The following is a 16,709-nucleotide window of genomic DNA, read 5'->3' as shown; positions in this document are numbered from 1 at the left end:
ACCCCCTAAACAGATGAATTTACTTTGTTTTATTGGCATATTTGTTGCCATTACTCCTTCTCTACTTCTTAAAACACAAAAAGCCTTGATCTTAAAAAATAAGATCAAGGCTTAATAAACGAAGGCCCATCACTTATCTTTCAAGACTTGCTTGCTGGAATTAGCACGGTGTTCCTGTTACAGAACCCGCTGCTGAGGTGTCATAGGGCCAGTCCCTCTACCTCTCTGGATAAGTAAATTGCTATATTATTATTTGGTTCAAATTGTATATTTTGAATTATAATTCTGAAAAAATGAAAAGTCAATCAAATTGGATATATTTAGAAAAATCAGTTTTATGTTATATTAGTTATTGAAATTACAATCTTTCGCTTATAATAAAAAGAAATTGTATTAAAGGCGTTATAAGATGGATCCCTTACTTCTTGCTACTATAGGATTACCATTAACAATCGTAATACTTGTACTTGTCATCATCGGCTTCTATAAAGTGAAACTTTAATCAGTGGGGGTTTTGTTCATCCCCCACTGATTATTAGTTGAACCAATCGGGCTTTTACGGGCAGTTGATCCCCTACCTAACTTCTTTGCTTTCACTGAACTTTGAGGTGGGGGTCTTACTGCCCGTTAATGCGGGATAAACTCTTCATTAAAAAGAAAAGCATCACTTCTTTTTACACTCCATTCGATAATATTACTGGCCAAACAATTTCAGAATTTCACGAAGAACAGAAGGTATTAGTATCCGAGGATGAAGACGGAGATGGTAAAAAGAAAAAATAACCTTGCGCATGCGCAAGGTTATTTTTTCGCCTCTGTTTGAAAGCGTTTATAGTATGTCGATGCTGTTGAAAAATTAACTTCTATATCACGAATCAACGATGAATCTTCTTCTTTAGCTAACTTCTGTAATTTTTTCATCGCTTGTTCTGCTTCATTTAAGAAACCAACATATAGTTCATGTTCATCCTCTTTCGACTTCGGCACACGAATTTCTTTACGCATATGATCAATATCTTCTAACATGCCCGTTGTTACCGTTCGCACGTCTTCTTTATATTTAGCACTAGTTATTTCCTTACCGCCCTTTTCTTTTGCCACTTCAAATAACTGTAGTGCTTTATTAATTTCTTTATTCATTTTCATATCGTATTTTTCATGTACTGCACGGTATTCTTTCATCTCTTCTGTTTGCTCAGTAGATTGCTCTACCTTTTCTTTCGGTTCTTTCGTATCTTTATTTCCATTACACCCTGCTAGAAGGAGCATACTTCCCATTACAGCAATACCCAAAACCTTCTTCATCTCTTCTTCTCCTTTTATCTACAGCTATTACTCATTATAGTTTCTTTTATCTCCACTTGTTATTATACCGAGAACACCCTACTTTTTACACTTAAGACGAGATCTTAATATACACACCAACATTTTTGTCACAGTATCGTCACTTTATGCAAATAACTTTTACATCACCTTACAACACTGTATAAGTTATTTCAAAGAAATGAAAAAAGAGCTGATTCAACACATGTTTGAATCAGCTCTTTTTTATAAATTAAGCCTCTAAATTTTGTCTTTGTTGCAGTTCAAACTGCTTTTCACTTCTTCTGGCCATAAATAGATAACATAATACAGCACCAATTTCACAAAGAGCTATCACAACCCCCATCGGTAATGCGGTATTGCTTCCGCCAATACCTACTAATGGTGCAACAAGTGCTCCTGAAATGAACTGTAATAAACCTAGTAAAGCTGATGCTGTTCCTGCTGCTTGTTTTTGATTTCTCATCGCTAACGAGAAGCCGGTTGTTGATACAACCCCAACACTTGATACAACAAGAAATAGCGAGCATAAAACACCGATTAAACCTATTCCTAGTAAGATTGTCAGTAATAAAGATAGACCACCAATAGCTGCAATAATAATACCGGAAACGAATAACGTTTTCTCATTCACTTTCCCTGCTAAACGGCCCGTAACCTGACTAGCAATAATAATACCGATACCGTTAATCGCAAAGAATAAGCTAAATTGCTGTGGTGATGCTCCGTATATGTTCTGCAACACAAACGGTGAACCAGAAATATAAGCAAACATTGCAGCTGTTACTAATCCTTGCGACAATGCATACCCCATAAATAAACGATCTTTCAGAAGCTTTCCGTATGTTGCAAGCGTTCCTGATAATCCACCTGTCTCTCTTTCTTCAGGAGGTAATGTTTCACGTAATACGAAAGTAGCTGATATTAGCATGAATACACTAATTGCTCCAAGAACGATAAAAACGCCGCGCCATGATGTGAACTGTAATAATTGCCCTCCAATAATCGGTGCCAAAATAGGCGCTGCTCCGTTTACTAACATAAGCAGTGAGAAAAACTTCGTCATTTCAGAACCTGAATACATATCACGTACCATTGCACGTGATATAACGATACCAGCAGATCCTGAAGCACCTTGTAAGAAACGTAAAAGCACTAAACTCCAAATCGATGGTGCAACAGCACAAAGTAAAGAAGAAGCAACATAAATAATAAGAGCGATAATAAGAGGTTTGCGTCTTCCGTAAATGTCACTAATTGAACCAATAAATAACTGCCCTACTGAAAGCCCAAGCAGACAAGCAGTTAATGTAAGCTGCGCGAGGGATGCACCCGTTTGTAAATCATCCGTTAACTTTGGTAAAGAAGGCAAATACATATCAATAGATAATGGCCCAATTGCCGTAAGTGTCCCTAATACAAGAATCATCCATAACCTGTTTGTCTTTACAGGTTTATATATTTCGTGATTAACTCCATTCACTTTTTCCATTCACCCTTTCATATAAACACTTAATCGTAACAATTATAGTTACAACATGAATATACGTCAAGTATACCGTATTTTCCTGTTTAATAATGTAAAAAAAGCGATAGAATCTCTATCGCTTTACTTTTTCAAATTACTATTTGTAAATTTAGATACAGATGCCATCATTTCTCCTGTGTCTAAATATGTGATTTGAATTGGATCTCCTACTTCTGTAAACATTGCATATGGGAATTTCTTCGCCGGTACCATGAATACTTTTTGCTCGTTTTCTAATAGTACGTACACAATCGTATTTTCACCTGATTTTTCTTTATACACACGTTGTACAGTACCTTCTTTTTGCGCTTCTTTCCCATTTGAAGTCGGTCTAAATGAATCACCACTTCCGCTCAGCGCATTTTTATAATTCTCAAGTGCTTCTTTTTGCGTTGAACCTGTTGCAAACACTTTTGCATTAGAAGCATATATGACAGTATGAGCACGTACTAATCCTCCGTCATCAATAACAGGTACAATCCAAGAAGGTTTACCATATACGTTATAAATAACCGGCATTGTTCCATGCCATTTCTCTCTCTTAAAGGAATTATCAACTACTTCTGTAGCAGCCGAACCGTCCATAATTCCCTTTACTTCTTTTCCATTATAGTAATACAACTTACCTGTACGCGCATCAATAAGCGAATAGCCTAGTGCAGAATCTACTCCTTCTTTCGGAGAGGTGAAATCAGTAAAATAATATAACGTTCCATCCTTACCGAAGATTGGTGTAACTCCTTCTTTCGTTCCCCACTCAGTCGGAATCTTCATATCCGTTTGTGAGAATTTTGTATTCCAAAATCCGTGAATATATTTACCGAAATACGTATTTAATGTAGATGCAGTCTCGTGATTTAATACGCCATCAACGAATTTAGGTGCCTTTCCTTTGTCGTATCTTTTCACTTCACCTGTTTGTGCGTCTACTACTACAACACCCTCTACTTCAAATCCAGATCTTCCTGAAATAAATTCACCATACGTCATTGTATAATACGGTTTCCCTTTATCATCAACTTCAAATTTTGGTTTCCCTTTAAAAACTAAATCTGGCTCTGCTTTTCGAACGACACGTTCTAATTTATTACCGAAAAACATGCTTGGCACATATTTCATTTTATAACCAAGGTGCAGTTTCGCTTCCGCATCAGGATTCGTACCTGACATCGTTACGTACCCTGGAATTGTCTCAGCTTTACGTGCTTTAAAAAATCCTGAAACTTCAATTGGTGCTACATATAAAGCCTCACCATTTACCATTTGTGGCGTTAATTCCCCTAGCTCAAAATAAGCTACTTTCGGAATATCCCCAAATACTTTTTTCATCTTATTCTCCGCTGTCTTTGGCGGCACTGTAAACGGCTGATCATTTTCAGTAAATGGCTCTGAAATATCTTTCTCGATCTTCACAACAGAATCATATTTTTTTTGCGTGATTACTATATCGTGCAAATAACCAAAATAGCCGTAACTTGCGAGTAAAACAAACATTAGAAGTCCCTTTAACGTACCTTCTAATTTCCCTACCTGCTCTTGTGAGAATAAAACAAGCCCAATTAAAATCGCTACTGCAACAGAATAATGAGTAAGAATAGAATCTGCTCGATCATCAATTAGCCAGAAATATTCATAGATTGCAATACCTATCCAAAATAAAACAGGAATAACTAAAATAGATGATTTCTTACCCTTTACAACTTTCTCATTTCCTCCTTTATCCACCGCGCGAATTTTATTACCGCTTCTAGTCCATGGAATCAAAAACAAAGTGAGAATAGCTAAAACTATAAATTTCATCAAAGGCAATGTCCCCTTTTCTTTTGTCTTCTCCATAAGTATAACAAATAAAGGGTAATCAGGTAAAAATGGGAATGGAAATACTTTAAATTACTTATCACCGCGGCTTAATACAAATCCACTAACTACATATAAAACTGAAGCAATGTAAAAAATAGTCCCTATCGTAAAGAAATCCACTAGGTAACCAGTTGCAATTATAGCTACTCCGCCCCCAATTGATGTCCATACATGGTATTTTCCAATTTCGTAACCAGCTTCCTTATGCGCTACCTTTCGTGCTAACGATGTCTTCTCCGTATTACGCTGCACAGCACCTAAAATACCCATTAAAATTTGGAGAATGTATACATGCCAAACTTCTGTTGCAATAGGGAAAAAAAGCATTAATATAGCCATGGACCATGCGTATATAATTAATAACTTTCTATCACCTACCCTATCAGAGATTCTTCCAACTAACGGATATACTAGAGCTGAAGTTAAGGCAAATAAGCCGTACGCCCAGCCAAATTGCGAGAAACTATTTCCTACATTTCGAAGCAATAGTATATAAAAAGGAAATACCATACTACCTGCCATCATAATAATGCTTTGTGAGGCTACAAATCTTCTATATGTCATTTGCTATACTCCTTATAAAATAAATTCACAAACCTTTCCTCTGGGTCTACTTCCTTCTTCTTCTGAAGGAATTCTTCTATGCGAGGATACGCTTTCTTTAGTTGCTCCTTTTCCGGATAAGAATAATACGGTAAATAATAACTTCCATTATGCTTTAACGTAACATCAATCATCTTTTGAATGACCACTTTTGTTTTCTTTATTTCATCTTCAGAACGCCCTTGATTAATTAGAAGCACAAGCGCAAACATATCATCTTTCGCATAAGATAGCACCGCATTCTCATTCTTTTCTACATAGCGGATTGTAATGTTAAGAAGGTTTAATTCCTCTTCATTTAAAACGCTTCGCAAATCATCTATATACGCTGCAAAACCATCTATCGGTACAAAGTACTCTTGTAAAACTTCGGTCAAGTTTGGATTATCGTATTCCATAAAAGCACTATCAGATCTCATTACGTTATTTCGAGTTTCGTACTTACCATCTGTACGTTCAAAATAACTTCTTTGTATATCCCAAAATGCGCCCTTTCCCCAGTCACTATAACGTGATAACCCAAGTAAAAATTTCGGTGCAGCTATAATATTTTCTTCTTTTAATTTGCTGTACTCTCCCAGCTTCTGTTGATCTTCTGCCAGTACATAATCTGTTACATACATTTCTTTTAAAAATGAATTTGGGGCAACAGAAATACGTGCTAAATGCATACGTATATTCTCATCCCTTCGCACTTTATTCTTAAAGTATGAAGAGTATTCTTTATAATCTAGTACTTTCGTATGCGTTTCATACAATTCATCGTTTGTTAACTGTAGCGTCACATCTAAAATTACACCAAACAATCCATATCCCCCAATTACATATGGAAACAAGTCAGCATTTTCTTCTCTATTTACATTACGCACCGTACCATCTGCCATTAACAATCTGAACGACTCTACTGTATCAATCAATGCTTCATGACGAATATCACGCCCATGTACATTTACACTTAATGAACCACCAACAGTAAAAATATTTTGAGATTGCATCACTTGAACTGCAAGACCATATGGATTGATTTTCTTTTGAATGTCATTCCATGTGACACCGCTTTGCACCCTAATCCTCTTCTTCTCCGGATCGAATTCTAATATTTCATTATATCCTTTCATATCAAGCATCGTACCGTTCGGATAATACGTCTGTCCGCCTTGGCTATGTTGCATACCTGCAATAGAAATCTTCTCTCCAGAAACATTTGCATCTTGCACTAACTGTTTTAATGAACGTTCATCATCAGCATTTTCAACACGTTTAATTTTCGTTGGAAGCAACTTTCCTACATCGCTCATAATAGGATGTTCTAGTTGCTCTTTATATGTATTTATAGATGTCGCAAGCAACACTGTATAAGCTACAATGACCACCGCTATCTTTCTTTTTTTCAAATGACACTCTCCTCTTCCACAGTTTTCCCTCTTCATATTGTACCTATTTTCCTAAGAAGAAAGTATAAAAAAGAGAGGGCACCTTATTTTAGGTCCCCCCTGATCAAAACTGTTACTTTGCTGCCGGCAATTGTATTGGGTCAAACTTTTCGTACGATGTATATTTTGCATTCGTAATAATGTGTGCCTTATCCTTACCATTACTACTCATAATCATATCTATCTTCGCTGATTCATATTTAAAATCTTTTGTAATGATATATTCTGCATCCACTTCTTCTATCTTCGCATTTTGTGCTTGTAACATTTTCTTCTGCGTTTCATCCATGCTAGTTAACATACTTTCTGTTTCTTGCCCTTTTAATGTAAATTTCAGTTTATATTTATCTCCGCTTTTCTCCATCTTCATTTTATCTAAAACTACTGCTGGTACTTCTAAATTATCTATAATATCTTGAGTCGCTTTCATTCCACCAGCGTTTAATTGCTCCTCTGGTACGGTTATAACTTCTCCTGTATTAGGGTTTTTCACCTCACCAGCAACTTTACCATCCACAGTATACACTACAACATCTGTACCAGAAATATTCATTTCAGAACGAGAATTCTTTGTCTTTGGCTCTAATTGCATCTTAGCCTTTAATATATCCATCTCTGTTCCCTCAGCTTTTATCCCTACATCATATGTCATCGTTACATTTTCTTCATTTTTAAAAGCTTCGTTCGTTTTCTTGAAAACATCCTTCGCTGCTAATTCCTTTTCTTTTTGCATGGCTTCTTTTTTCGGTTCATCAGTCTTTGTTGTTTTCTCATTGCTACACCCTACCCCCAGACTGATTGCAAGCACTAAACTTGAAATAAAAATAGTTTTTTTCATAATGTCGCCCCCTTTCTCAAAATAATATCACCTCTTTTCCTACGAAATCTATATAATTTTTAATCTTTATTCGCTATATAGCGACATGTTTAATGAAGGTTTTAAATATGATGTAAATAACAACAACTCATTTCAGGAGGTCATTATGAAGGCGATCATTTGCACACAGTATGGACCACCTAACGTTCTTCAGCTTCAAAATATAGAGAAACCTACACCTAAAAAGAACGAAGTATTAATTAAAATTCACGCAACAAGTGTAACGACTGGAGATTGTAGAATACGCGGCTTTAATACCCCCCTCTTATTTTGGATTCCTATGCGGATCATATTAGGTTTCAGAAAACCGAGAAAACCTGTACTCGGCGTAGAGTTATCCGGTGAAATCGAGGAAGTAGGAACAGCTGCTGTACAACTTGCTAAATATTTCGGCGCGACCGTTACGGCTGTTTGTAGTAATTCAAATTTTGAACTCGTGCAATCTTTAGGAGCTGATAAAGTAATTGATTATACGAAAGAAGATTTTACTAAGCAAGGCAAATGCTACGATATTATATTTGATGCAGTTGGGAAGTATAAAAAATCCCTTTGTACAAATACATTAACACCCAATGGAAAATATGTATCTGTTAATGGAATGATGGCCAAGGTAAGTAAAGAGGATATGATTCTATTAAAAAAACTAGTCGAAACGGAAAAACTAAAGCCCGTTATTGATAGAACTTACCGATTAGAAGAAATTGCTGAAGCTCATATGTATGTGGAAAAGGGACATAAAAAAGGGAACGTTTCGATTACCTTAAAATAAAATATATTCAGAAAATAATATTGACAATTCTTTTTGTAAGATTTACTATTAGTACCATATTTAAAAACTACATACACATACTCTTATCAAGAGTGGCGGAGGGACTGGCCCGATGATGCCCGGCAACCGAGCTTAGAACGTATAAGCTAAGGTGCTAATTCCTGCAGAACAATTTTCGTTTTGGAAGATAAGAGAGGAACCCATTTCGTCTATTCGGCACCTCTCTTATTTTTGAGAGGTGCTTTTTATTTTGGAACGTATATTAAGGGGGAATTATAGATGAAAAAGGTATTATTAAGTATTGTAAGCGGAGCTGTATTATTGTTAGGTGCGTGTGGTGCTAATTCTGATAAAGAGGTAAAAGCATTAGATGAGAAAAAGATTACTGTCGGTGTAACAGGCGGACCGCATGAACAAATTTTTGAAAAGGTAAAAGAAGTGGCAGCAAAAGATGGTCTCGAAATTGATGTAAAGGTATTTAATGATTATGTAGCACCAAACGTATCTTTAGATGAAAAAAGCCTCGATGTAAATAGCTATCAAACTAAATCTTATTTAGACGTATTTAAAGCTGAACGCAACATGAAATTAACTGAAGTATTTTCCACAGTAACATTCCCTATGGGTGTATATTCTAAAAGCTTAAAAGATGTAAAAGAATTAAAAGAGGGCGATGCAATCGCTGTCCCAAATGATCCAACAAATGAGCTTCGTGCTTTAAAGCTATTTGAAAAAGCAGGTGTTTTAAAGGTTGATCCAAAAGCTACAGAAAAAGCGACTGCAAAAGATGTAATTGAAAACCCGAAAAATTTAAAGATTGTTGAATTAGAGGCATCTCAATTACCAACACAACTAAGTGAAGTAAAGGCAGCTGCAATTAATACAAACTTTGCATTAGGTGCAAAATTAAGCCCAGCGAAAGATTCTATTTTCCGCGAAGGAAAAGATTCACCATATGTGAATTGGGTCGTTGTTCGTACTGAAAATAAAGATGATGCTGTTGTTAATAAATTAAAGAAAGCTTATCAATCTAAAGAAGTAAAAGATTTCATTGAGAAAAAATTCGATGGTTCTGTTTTACCGTCTTGGTAGGAGCTGACTATAATGATTGAATTAAAAAATGTCTCCAAAGTATTTACAACAAAAAAAGGGAATGTTGAGGCTCTTAAATCAACTTCCCTTAAAGTAAAAAAGGGCGAAGTATTTGGAATCATCGGATATAGTGGCGCTGGTAAAAGTACATTAATCCGTTGTGTAAATTTATTAGAAAAACCAACGACAGGAGATATCATTGTAAATGAACAAGAGTTAACAACCTTATCGACAAAAGAACTCGCAAAGGCGAGAAAAAAGATCGGCATGATTTTTCAAGGATTCAATTTACTTAAAACCGTTACCGTTTATGAAAATATCGCACTACCCTTACGTCTATCTGGTCTTCCCAAAAATGAAATTGAAAAAAGGGTAGAAAAGTATTTACGCATTGTTGATCTCTTTAATAAAAAAGATGCCTACCCAAGTGAATTATCTGGTGGTCAAAAACAACGTGTAGCGATCGCTCGCGCACTATCTCATGAGCCTGAAGTTTTATTAAGTGATGAAGCAACGAGCGCATTAGATCCGGAAACGACCGATTCTATTCTTGATTTATTATTAAAGATCAACGAAGAAATCGGAATTACGATTTTGCTAATTACACACGAAATGAATGTCATCCAGCGTATTTGTGACCAAGTTGCTGTAATGGAACATGGATCTGTCGTTGAAAGTGGAACAGTGAAGGACATTTTTACAAATCCACAACATGTAACAACGAAGAAATTTGTAAATAGCGCGTTTGCAGCTAAAATTCCAGAAGAGGTACAGAAAGAACTACAAAGCACCGGGGAAATCGTAACACTTTCATTTATAGGAACCGCTTCAGGAGAACCAGCGTTAGCTGTCGCTACAAAACGTTTCCACGTATATCCTAATATTTTATCAGGCAATATTACACAGTTAAAACATGAGGCATATGGAAAACTGATCGTTCATATGCAAGGTGAAAAAAGTGAAGTACACCGTGCCTTATCATTTTTACAAGAACAAGGGATCATCGTAGAAGGAGGTAGAACAGATTATGGGAAACAAGTCCTTTTTGGATGAGTGGGGTAACGTAATATGGGAAGCAACAATTCAAACATTTCAAATGACATCTATTTCACTACTTATCTCTATTCTTATTGCATTACCACTCGGTGTCACACTTGTTTTAACGAGACCTGGTGGACAGCGAGAAAATAAAATTATCTATCCTATTCTTAATACAGTTATTAATATCATTCGTTCTCTTCCGTTTATCATTCTATTATTCTTCATTTTACCTTTTACAAAGTTTCTAATGGGAACGTCCATTGGCGTGCAAGGTGTTATCGTACCACTTGTTGTCTTCACAGCCCCTTACATTGCCCGTTTAATGGAAACTGCTTTATTAGAAGTGGATCGCGGTGTCATTGAAGCATATCAAGCAATGGGAGTCTCTACTTTAAAAATCATTTGGCACGTTATGGTTAAAGAAGCTCGCCCGTCTCTCGTACTTGGATTAACAATCGCAACGATCGGCTTAATCGGTGCAACAGCAATGGCTGGACTTGTCGGTGCTGGCGGCCTTGGTGATTTAGCATATCGATTCGGACATTTACGCTACGAACCTGAAGTAATGTATGCAACCGTCTTTATTTTGATTATCCTCGTTCAAGGATTACAGTCTTTAGGGAATGGTGTTGCACGAAGATTGAAGAAAGATTAAAAAGAAGGTATCTCATTGAAATGAGATACCTTCTTTTTAATTATAAAATTATCTCTTAAATCCACCTTCTGAATGAATAACTTGCCCTGTAATCCATTCGGCTTCTTCGCTCACTAAAAACTTAATAAGCCTTGCTGCATCCTTTGGCTCACCAATTCTGCCGAAAGGAAACATCGGTCTTAATCCTTGCTTTATCTCCTCAGTCATCCATCCTGTACTAGTTGGACCTGGATTAATTGCATTCACTGTTATCCCTAAATGGGCCACTTCCGCTGACAACGTACTAGTAAGAGCGTCAATTGCTCCCTTCGTTGTTGCATACGCTAATTCTCCTGCCATAGGTCCTTTAAATTGTCCCGACGTCATATTCACAATTCTACCACCAGATTTCTTATCAAAACCTTGGGCAAATTGACTACTTAACAATGTAGTCGCACGAACATTTACCATGTAGTGCTTATCTAGTTCTTCAGCAGTCAAATTAGAGAAATCATTATTTGTAGAATATGCTGCATTATTAATTAATATATGCGGGTACCCTAATTGTTCAGTAACTTTATTTATAAGCTGATTTGATGCATCATTCTGAGTTAGATCTAACTCCATGCTCGATACTTTGACACCGTTTTGTATCAACTTTTCTTTTAATTGTATTTGTTCATTTTTATCAACGCCCCAAGGCATCTCTTTATCGTATTCTGTCCAATACGTAAAAAATATATCGTATCCAGCCTCTGCTAACTCCGTGCAAATAGCTGCTCCTATACCGTCTAGACGACTAACACCTGTAACAACAGCTACTTTATTTTTCAATTGATTCATCATATACTCCTCCAAGTTTAAAGGACGCATATTTTATATAAGAGATATAAATTTCCCCACATAGGCATCTACCCTTACAAAGGGGATGTACAAGCTAAATATGCAGTCCTTGAATGATTTACAGATAGCTAAATAAACCCTCACTTATGAGAGAAAAATTCATCTATCTAATTTCTAATCATTACAAGTTCATCCACATATCGAGTCTTTGTCCCCTTTCAATATATCTCTATTATTTACTCTAACAAAAAGATTCAATATTTAAAATAGAAAAGATAATCTTCTCTCTCTTTTGGCGGAAAAATATTGTAATTACCTATATAAGCTTTAACTATGTTTCTATTAAAAATAACCATTAAGATATCAAAATAATAAAAACAATCAGAAAAACACTGGTAAATACTGGTTCACTTTCTTATAATAAAACGTGGGGCTAATGTGAGAGATATAAAGGGTCTGATTATACAGACCCAACTGGTTTTAAACAAATAGGGGGAAGAAACATGTCAAAAAAATTACTTTCTTTATTTTCTACACTAATCGTAGCAGCTTTTGTAATAACTGGCTGTGGTCAAAGCGATACGACAAATAAAGAACAAAAAGAAGATGTAACGCAAGAAAACAAAACAGAAAAAACGGATACAACGAAAGAAAATAAACCTGAAGAAAAAAAATCCGAAGATAAAAAAGCTGAAGATAAAAAGCCTGAAAATACAGCTACTAGCTCAAGCGATTACTCTAAGCTGATTTCCTATATGGAAAAAGAAACAGGTGGTAAAACAAAAGTTCTTTTTGAAAATAAGGAACCACAAGTCTATAAAGCTGAAGATGTTTCAGTAACAATGAATGGTTATACATTAGTTGAATTAAATGGATTCCATACAAACTTCGACATTCCGTTTAATCGTCAAACAGAGGGCGGAGTTATTCTTGTGAACTACAGCGTAAAAAATAGTTCAGCTAAAGATATTTATTATATGCCAGCATTGGACATGTCATTTACTGGTGCTCAGAAAGCATATAGTAACTATAGAGATTTAATTCCAACAGAAGATCAGCTACCAACTAAGCTTGCTCCAACGAATGATTACTTAGTAAAAGCAGGAGAAACTATTTCTGGTTATATCGCTTATCCATTCGGAAAAGATGATCTAGCAAAAATTTCAAATCTCTCAACGGTCTCAGTCACAGTCCCAACTGCACAAGCTAATAAAGGAAAATTTGATGCTCCAATCGGAAGTCCTGGAAGCTTTTCATTAAGTTTAAACAAACAAGGTGCTGAAAAGGTTGCAACAGATAACACTTTCTACCAAGATAAAGCTACAGCTAATAACATGGGCGATAAAAAAATGTTAAAAGAGAAATCAAGTATTAATAACAGCCAAGAATTAGGCGCTGTTAATGTTACATTAGACGGATACCAATTCACTCAATTCACACCAAATTCCGTCGAAGCTCCACGCTTTGCAAATTTTAAAAACGGTCTTGTTCTGTTAACAGTAAAATTCAAGCTTGATAACAAAGATGCTCAAGACGTTTCACTATCTCCTATAAGCTCTACATTAAGAGTGAATGATGGTACACAATATACGATTAATGAAGGTATGCTATTAAATTACGACTATAACGCTGCAGTTAAAACTGGAACATCTGGAGAATTGCTGCAAGTATATATTTTAGACCAAGAGCAGTATGAAAAGATTTTGAAAGACAAAAGCTTCGAGATTGAGTTAGGACCTATGAGAAATAAAGAAGCAAAAGATATTTCACAGGGTAAAAAAGCTAAATTTACATTACCTAAATAGATTACTAAACATATAATAGAAAAGGCATATAACATATGATTGTTATATGCCTTTTTTATTTTATAAAAACACCATTTTTGTTCACACTTTATCCATTGTGAATTTATTCACAATGGATATATAATAAACATGTAAATACAATACATTGGAGGGATTTCAATGGTTATCAATTTTTTAAGAACTGATAAACGCGCTACTTTCATATTATTATTTTTACGACTTTACATAGGATATGCATGGCTCGCTGCTGGAATAGGAAAAGTTTTTGGACAGTCTTTTGATGCAAGTGGTTTTCTAAAAGGAGCTATCGCTCAAGCATCAGGTGACCACCCTGCAGTACAAGGTTGGTGGGCAGATTTTCTTCAACATTTTGTTCTTCCAAACGCAGACCTATTTAGCTTTTTAGTTCAATGGGGAGAAATTTTAGTAGGACTAGGTTTGATTTTAGGTGGATTAACAAAAACAGCTGCATTTTTCGGCATCATAATGAACCTTTCATTTTTATTAAGCGGAACTGTTAGTGTAAACCCAAACCTACTTATTTTAACTATGTTCATTTTAGTTACAGGACAGAATGCTGGACGTATTGGATTAGATGGTTATGTTTTCCCAAAACTTTTCAAAAAAAATAACCGTGAAGCATATAAATTAAGTAAAACTGCATAAGAACAGTTCATCTTTTAAATATAAATAAGAAAAGAGCCTACATTCAGGCTCTTTTCTTATTTACACCAAAATATTTCACAGTTTGCCTTATCCGAAATGTTAAACTCAATCATATATAACCGGATAAATGTGTACGACTTTATTTCAAGCATCTAAAAAGCTTAAAGACTAAAACAAGCCATTATAAAACCCTAAAACCTTTCATACTTTCCCCAAGAATATAGTGTGAAAACCACATCAGATTCTGTTTCATAATAGCTACATTCATTCCCGGCTGATCAGGGCTATATGCCATTCCTATAAATATAATTAATTCTGTATCAACTTCCATGTCCCTTAATCCTTCATATAGTTCATGTGCGTTTAGAGTTGGAATTCTTGCATCCTTTTCGCCATGTTGGATTAAAGTGGGCGTACAGGCTGATTTAATATATGTCATTGGTGATGTTTTCTTATATATCTCTGGATCATTCCATGGAGTATTTCCTAAATACATTCTAATAAAGTAAGGGATATCTGTATTTACATAATGGGTACCCCAGTTAGTGATTCCGCCCCCAACTGAGATAGCTTTAAATCTATCACTATATGTAGAACAGAAAGCTGATATATATCCCCCGTTACTCCATCCCATAACCCCTACTCTATTTTTATCTGCAATCCCTTTTTCAACTAGTTTATCCACTCCAGATATAACATCCTCGTAGTCAGCAATCCCCTGTTTTCTATAGTTTGCTTTTAAGAATTCATTACCATAACCAGAACTTCCCCTGTAGTTTGGTTCTAAAACGATAAAGCCTTTTTCGATAAACTGCTCAATAGGATATTTTTCATTAAAACAATCTGAAAATATTGGGAAGGATGCCCAAGCCGGACCACCATGGATTACTACTAATAAAGGATATTTTTTGTTGGCATCAAAATCTACTGGGGTTGATAAAACACCCTCTATTTCAAGACCATCACTACTTTTCCATGAGATTATTTCCCTGTTACTTTTCAGCTTTCCTTTAAAAAAGCTATTTTCATCCGTTATTTTTTTATCGTCTAAATAGATTTCAAAGGTTTCATTTGTTATAGCCTTACTATAGGATATATGATGTCCATCCCTTGTTATAGAGGCATCCATTATAAAGCCATCTACGTTTTCACTTAACATTTCTACAGTGCCATCCTCACATAGCAACCCAATAAGATAATTCGTTTTATCCTGCCATCTAATTAAAATTCCTTTAGCTGTCCACTGTAATGGCATAACCGTACTATCAAAGTTTGTTAGAGGCTGAATTACCTCTCCAGTATTCATATCATATATCTCTAATGTACTTTCTTGTATATGGTTTCTATAGTAATCCTTCTCTCTTATGCTTGCTGAGTAACATATTTTGCTGCCCTCAGGGGAAAAGCAGACGCTCCCTCCTAACAACTTATCTATATTCATCTTTTGTAGTTCTCCAGCTTCAATATCTAATATATATAGATCACCATTCATATAATCTCCCATATTTGAGCTTGGTGTAGCCATAAATACAGCCTTTTTCCCATCATTTGAAATATCAAATTCATGGATATGAAAATCCTTACCATCAGTTAATTGATAAACACCGCTAATCTCGCGTTCCCCTTTATCATTTTGTATCACTTTTTCTATTTCAATGTAATATAAACAATTATTCTGATGTTCCTTACCTATATGTTGAAAATCCCCATATAGTTCCTTACGTTTCTTTATTTCCTCACATTCTTTTGACTGTGCAACATAATAAAAACCTTTACCAGTAGGCTCCCATTTGAATGTACTGACCCCTTCTTTCTCATCAGTAATTTGTAACTCACTATAACCATCTATTGACTTAACAAAGATTTGATTTTTCTTATTATCTCCGTCACCAACTGGGCTAAGGTATGCGATATCCCTAGAATCTGGGGACCATAATGGGTGTATACTATCTATATCCCCAGTTGTTAATAGGTAACTCTGCTTCTTATCTTTTTCATATATCCATACATGATTCCTATATGTATTGTCTTTCCAGTTAGCTGTCTTCTTAACAAATGCTACGTTTTTGCCGTCATCACTTATATTTGCACCTGATAAGGTTGGTAATGAAATAATCTCTTCTATACTTAAATATGTTTTTTCTTTCACCTTCATTAATAAACCCCCTTGTAATGTCTAGTAATCTAATTTGTTCAATAAAGTGAAACTTTAATCAGTGTTTTTTTCCATCAACG

The 16,709-nt window shown here is 35.4% G+C and carries 15 protein-coding genes and 2 riboswitches; of the genes, 7 read left to right on the top strand and 8 right to left on the bottom strand.

Features of this window, described 5'->3' with window-relative positions; genetic code table 11:
* Positions 1-130: 130 nt before the first annotated feature.
* Positions 131-236: riboswitch (SAM riboswitch) on the bottom strand.
* Positions 237-630: 394 nt separating this feature from the next.
* Positions 631-783: a DUF3951 domain-containing protein gene (locus JFT95_RS26050; protein WP_002029357.1), complete on the top strand. Its 153-nt coding sequence runs from the start codon at positions 631-633 to the stop codon at positions 781-783.
* An 18-nt stretch (positions 784-801) separates the two neighbouring features.
* Here the strand turns inward: JFT95_RS26050 and JFT95_RS26045 are convergent, their stop codons facing one another.
* The 6 genes from JFT95_RS26045 to JFT95_RS26020 form a co-directional block, all read right to left on the bottom strand.
* Complete coding sequence (locus JFT95_RS26045; protein ID WP_002140130.1) at positions 802-1,305, bottom strand: hypothetical protein; 504 nt, start codon at positions 1,303-1,305, stop codon at positions 802-804.
* A gap of 250 nt (positions 1,306-1,555) precedes the next feature.
* Complete coding sequence (locus JFT95_RS26040; RefSeq protein WP_033716294.1) at positions 1,556-2,815, bottom strand: multidrug effflux MFS transporter; 1,260 nt, start codon at positions 2,813-2,815, stop codon at positions 1,556-1,558.
* 117 nt (positions 2,816-2,932) lie between these two features.
* The gene (locus JFT95_RS26035) at positions 2,933-4,651 is read right to left on the bottom strand and encodes a DUF3981 domain-containing protein (protein ID WP_033709756.1); all 1,719 of its coding nucleotides are present in this window, start codon (positions 4,649-4,651) and stop codon (positions 2,933-2,935) included.
* A gap of 90 nt (positions 4,652-4,741) precedes the next feature.
* Positions 4,742-5,275, bottom strand: coding sequence for an MFS transporter (locus tag JFT95_RS26030; RefSeq protein WP_002091456.1), 534 nt, complete (start codon positions 5,273-5,275; stop codon positions 4,742-4,744).
* Positions 5,272-6,708 carry an FAD-binding oxidoreductase gene (locus tag JFT95_RS26025; protein ID WP_201053529.1) on the bottom strand — a complete coding sequence of 479 codons (1,437 nt, stop codon included), beginning with the start codon at positions 6,706-6,708 and terminating at the stop codon, positions 5,272-5,274. The genes JFT95_RS26030 and JFT95_RS26025 overlap by 4 nt, the downstream gene beginning before the upstream one ends.
* 112 nt (positions 6,709-6,820) lie before the next feature.
* Complete coding sequence (locus JFT95_RS26020) at positions 6,821-7,585, bottom strand: DUF6612 family protein (protein WP_098168412.1); 765 nt, start codon at positions 7,583-7,585, stop codon at positions 6,821-6,823.
* A 145-nt stretch (positions 7,586-7,730) separates the two neighbouring features.
* Between JFT95_RS26020 and JFT95_RS26015 the strand changes: the two genes are divergently transcribed.
* The 4 genes from JFT95_RS26015 to JFT95_RS26000 all read left to right on the top strand — a co-directional run bounded on the left by JFT95_RS26015 (position 7,731) and on the right by JFT95_RS26000 (position 11,181).
* Positions 7,731-8,393, top strand: a complete 663-nt coding sequence (locus tag JFT95_RS26015; protein ID WP_201053527.1) for an NAD(P)-dependent alcohol dehydrogenase — start codon at positions 7,731-7,733, stop codon at positions 8,391-8,393.
* 80 nt (positions 8,394-8,473) lie between these two features.
* Positions 8,474-8,587: riboswitch (SAM riboswitch) on the top strand.
* An 85-nt stretch (positions 8,588-8,672) separates the two neighbouring features.
* Positions 8,673-9,485, top strand: coding sequence for a MetQ/NlpA family ABC transporter substrate-binding protein (locus tag JFT95_RS26010; RefSeq protein WP_000756967.1), 813 nt, complete (start codon positions 8,673-8,675; stop codon positions 9,483-9,485).
* A 12-nt stretch (positions 9,486-9,497) separates the two neighbouring features.
* The gene (locus JFT95_RS26005) at positions 9,498-10,538 is read left to right on the top strand and encodes a methionine ABC transporter ATP-binding protein (RefSeq protein ID WP_002187533.1); all 1,041 of its coding nucleotides are present in this window, start codon (positions 9,498-9,500) and stop codon (positions 10,536-10,538) included.
* The gene (locus JFT95_RS26000) at positions 10,513-11,181 is read left to right on the top strand and encodes a methionine ABC transporter permease (protein ID WP_002124718.1); all 669 of its coding nucleotides are present in this window, start codon (positions 10,513-10,515) and stop codon (positions 11,179-11,181) included. Before JFT95_RS26005 ends, JFT95_RS26000 begins: the two co-directional genes overlap by 26 nt.
* Before the next feature lie 48 nt (positions 11,182-11,229).
* On the opposite strand, the gene JFT95_RS25995 is transcribed toward JFT95_RS26000, so the two are convergent.
* Positions 11,230-12,006 carry an SDR family oxidoreductase gene (locus JFT95_RS25995; RefSeq protein ID WP_002124715.1) on the bottom strand — a complete coding sequence of 259 codons (777 nt, stop codon included), beginning with the start codon at positions 12,004-12,006 and terminating at the stop codon, positions 11,230-11,232.
* Positions 12,007-12,506: 500 nt separating this feature from the next.
* Between JFT95_RS25995 and JFT95_RS30245 the strand changes: the two genes are divergently transcribed.
* Complete coding sequence (locus JFT95_RS30245) at positions 12,507-13,808, top strand: DUF5068 domain-containing protein (RefSeq protein WP_201053524.1); 1,302 nt, start codon at positions 12,507-12,509, stop codon at positions 13,806-13,808.
* A gap of 159 nt (positions 13,809-13,967) precedes the next feature.
* Positions 13,968-14,474, top strand: a complete 507-nt coding sequence (locus JFT95_RS25985) for a DoxX family membrane protein (protein WP_201053523.1) — start codon at positions 13,968-13,970, stop codon at positions 14,472-14,474.
* A gap of 181 nt (positions 14,475-14,655) precedes the next feature.
* Here the strand turns inward: JFT95_RS25985 and JFT95_RS25980 are convergent, their stop codons facing one another.
* The gene (locus tag JFT95_RS25980; protein ID WP_201053522.1) at positions 14,656-16,629 is read right to left on the bottom strand and encodes a S9 family peptidase; all 1,974 of its coding nucleotides are present in this window, start codon (positions 16,627-16,629) and stop codon (positions 14,656-14,658) included.
* Between the last annotated feature and the right edge of the window lie 80 nt (positions 16,630-16,709).

It is taken from the genome of Bacillus sp. TH17 (assembly GCF_016651125.1).
Taxonomy (GTDB): Bacteria; Bacillota; Bacilli; order Bacillales; family Bacillaceae_G; genus Bacillus_A; species Bacillus_A mycoides.
This window is presented reverse-complemented; position numbering and strand designations above follow the sequence as displayed.

Excerpts from the sequence above, each read along its gene's own strand:
- JFT95_RS26050 (WP_002029357.1), top strand. The coding sequence starts at position 631 with ATGCGGGATAAACTCTTCATTAAAAAGAAAAGCATCACTTCTTTTTAC.
- JFT95_RS26020 (WP_098168412.1), bottom strand. The coding sequence starts at position 7,585 with ATGAAAAAAACTATTTTTATTTCAAGTTTAGTGCTTGCAATCAGTCTG.
- JFT95_RS26045 (WP_002140130.1), bottom strand. The coding sequence starts at position 1,305 with ATGAAGAAGGTTTTGGGTATTGCTGTAATGGGAAGTATGCTCCTTCTA.
- JFT95_RS30245 (WP_201053524.1), top strand. The coding sequence starts at position 12,507 with ATGTCAAAAAAATTACTTTCTTTATTTTCTACACTAATCGTAGCAGCT.
- JFT95_RS25980 (WP_201053522.1), bottom strand. The coding sequence starts at position 16,629 with ATGAAGGTGAAAGAAAAAACATATTTAAGTATAGAAGAGATTATTTCA.
- JFT95_RS25995 (WP_002124715.1), bottom strand. The coding sequence starts at position 12,006 with ATGATGAATCAATTGAAAAATAAAGTAGCTGTTGTTACAGGTGTTAGT.
- JFT95_RS25985 (WP_201053523.1), top strand. The coding sequence starts at position 13,968 with ATGGTTATCAATTTTTTAAGAACTGATAAACGCGCTACTTTCATATTA.
- JFT95_RS26010 (WP_000756967.1), top strand. The coding sequence starts at position 8,673 with ATGAAAAAGGTATTATTAAGTATTGTAAGCGGAGCTGTATTATTGTTA.
- JFT95_RS26035 (WP_033709756.1), bottom strand. The coding sequence starts at position 4,651 with ATGAAATTTATAGTTTTAGCTATTCTCACTTTGTTTTTGATTCCATGG.
- JFT95_RS26005 (WP_002187533.1), top strand. The coding sequence starts at position 9,498 with ATGATTGAATTAAAAAATGTCTCCAAAGTATTTACAACAAAAAAAGGG.
- JFT95_RS26030 (WP_002091456.1), bottom strand. The coding sequence starts at position 5,275 with ATGACATATAGAAGATTTGTAGCCTCACAAAGCATTATTATGATGGCA.
- JFT95_RS26040 (WP_033716294.1), bottom strand. The coding sequence starts at position 2,815 with ATGGAAAAAGTGAATGGAGTTAATCACGAAATATATAAACCTGTAAAG.
- JFT95_RS26015 (WP_201053527.1), top strand. The coding sequence starts at position 7,731 with ATGAAGGCGATCATTTGCACACAGTATGGACCACCTAACGTTCTTCAG.
- JFT95_RS26000 (WP_002124718.1), top strand. The coding sequence starts at position 10,513 with ATGGGAAACAAGTCCTTTTTGGATGAGTGGGGTAACGTAATATGGGAA.